1 protein-coding gene is annotated in these 2,120 nt (G+C 69.4%); it reads left to right on the top strand.

Going from position 1 to position 2,120, the window contains the following annotated elements:
- Window positions 1-335 precede the first annotated feature (335 nt).
- Window positions 336-1,961 carry a chaperonin GroEL gene (gene groL / locus QH283_RS06925; protein ID WP_280502184.1) on the top strand — a complete coding sequence of 542 codons (1,626 nt, stop codon included), beginning with the start codon at window positions 336-338 and terminating at the stop codon, window positions 1,959-1,961.
- The last annotated feature ends 159 nt before the right edge of the window (window positions 1,962-2,120 follow it).

Below are 2,120 nucleotides of genomic sequence, written 5' to 3'. Positions count from 1 at the left end.
GGTGGAAGCCGAGTTGTTGCTCGGCGACGCGGAGCTGGTCACCGTCGGCAACGAGGAGCCGCGCACCCCGGAGGAGCGGCGCACCGACGCCTTCGTCGCGCTGCTGTTGCGCATCGACGACGGCCTGTAGACGCCTTGCACTCTCACCCGGCGAGTGCTAGAAATGGCTTTGGCACTCTCCACGTGTGAGTGCCAGGTCGGGACGGTGAGACCGGGTTTCATCGACACCCTCGGTCGTCCGTCGCGGGCACCGAACCTGGCCAGCGTAAATGGGGCGGCCCAACCGGCGGTCGTCTCGTGTGTCAGCCATACACATGGAGGATCTCAACAACGCCATGGCCAAGACAATTGCGTATGACGAAGAGGCTCGCCGCGGCCTCGAGCGGGGCCTGAACGCCCTGGCCGACGCTGTGAAGGTGACGCTGGGCCCCAAGGGTCGCAACGTCGTTCTCGAGAAGAAGTGGGGCGCCCCCACGATCACCAACGACGGCGTTTCCATCGCCAAGGAGATCGAGCTCGAGGATCCGTACGAGAAGATCGGCGCCGAGCTGGTCAAGGAAGTCGCCAAGAAGACCGACGACGTCGCGGGCGACGGCACCACCACCGCCACCGTCCTGGCTCAGGCGCTGGTGCGCGAGGGTCTGCGCAACGTCGCGGCCGGCGCGAACCCGCTGGGTCTCAAGCGCGGCATCGAGAAGGCCGTCGAGGCCGTCACCGCCAAGCTGCTCGACACCGCCAAGGAGGTCGAGACCAAGGAGCAGATCGCCGCCACCGCGGGCATCTCGGCCGGCGACGCGTCCATCGGTGAGCTGATCGCCGAGGCCATGGACAAGGTCGGCAAGGAAGGCGTCATCACCGTCGAGGAGAGCAACACCTTCGGCCTCCAGCTGGAGCTGACCGAGGGCATGCGCTTCGACAAGGGCTACATCTCCGGTTACTTCGTGACCGACCCCGAGCGTCAGGAAGCGGTCCTCGAGGATCCCTACATCCTGCTCGTCGGCTCGAAGGTCTCCACCGTCAAGGATCTGCTGCCGCTGCTGGAGAAGGTCATCCAGGCCGGCAAGCCGCTGCTGATCGTCGCCGAGGACGTCGAGGGCGAGGCCCTGTCGACCCTGGTCGTCAACAAGATCCGCGGCACCTTCAAGTCCGTGGCCGTCAAGGCTCCCGGCTTCGGCGACCGCCGCAAGGCGCAGCTGGCCGACATCGCCATCCTGACCGGTGGCGAGGTCATCAGCGAAGAGGTCGGCCTCTCCCTGGAGACCGCGGGCATCGAGCTGCTCGGCCAGGCCCGCAAGGTCGTCGTCACCAAGGACGAGACCACCATCGTCGAGGGTGCGGGCGACGCCGAGGCCATCAAGGGCCGCGTGCAGCAGATCCGCGCCGAGATCGAGAACTCCGACTCGGACTACGACCGTGAGAAGCTGCAGGAGCGCCTGGCCAAGCTGGCCGGTGGCGTCGCGGTCATCAAGGCGGGCGCGGCCACCGAGGTCGAGCTCAAGGAGCGCAAGCACCGCATCGAGGATGCCGTGCGCAACGCCAAGGCCGCCGTCGAGGAGGGCATCGTCGCCGGTGGTGGCGTGGCCCTGCTGCAGGCCGCTCCGGCGCTGGACGAGCTGAAGCTCACCGGCGACGAGGCGACCGGCGCCAACATCGTGCGCGTCGCGCTGTCGGCCCCGCTGAAGCAGATCGCCTTCAACGCCGGCCTCGAGCCCGGCGTGGTGGCGGAGAAGGTCGCCAACCTGCCCGCGGGCAGCGGCCTGAACGCCGACTCGGGCGAGTACGAGGACCTGCTGGCCGCCGGCGTCGCCGACCCGGTCAAGGTCACCCGCTCGGCTCTGCAGAACGCGGCCTCCATCGCGGCCCTGTTCCTGACCACCGAGGCCGTCGTGGCCGACAAGCCGGAGAAGGCCGCCGCTCCCGCCGGCGACCCGACCGGTGGCATGGGCGGCATGGACTTCTGATCCAGCCGCACGGCAACGGTTTTCACCCCGGAGGCCGGTCCACCATCAGGTGGGGCGGGCGCCCGCCGTTGCGGGGGGGGGCGGGGTGCGGGTCGGGGGGGGTGACCGGGCCGGGTGGGGGCCGCCGACACGGCGCGGGGCGGGGGGGGGAGGCCGACA

The sequence above is a fragment of the Nocardia farcinica genome, assembly GCF_029867845.1.
GTDB lineage: Bacteria > Actinomycetota > Actinomycetes > Mycobacteriales > Mycobacteriaceae > Nocardia > Nocardia farcinica_A.
Note: the sequence above shows the minus strand (reverse complement) of the source record. Positions and strands in the feature narration are given on the sequence as shown.

Excerpts from the sequence above, each read along its gene's own strand:
- groL (WP_280502184.1), top strand. The coding sequence starts at position 336 with ATGGCCAAGACAATTGCGTATGACGAAGAGGCTCGCCGCGGCCTCGAG.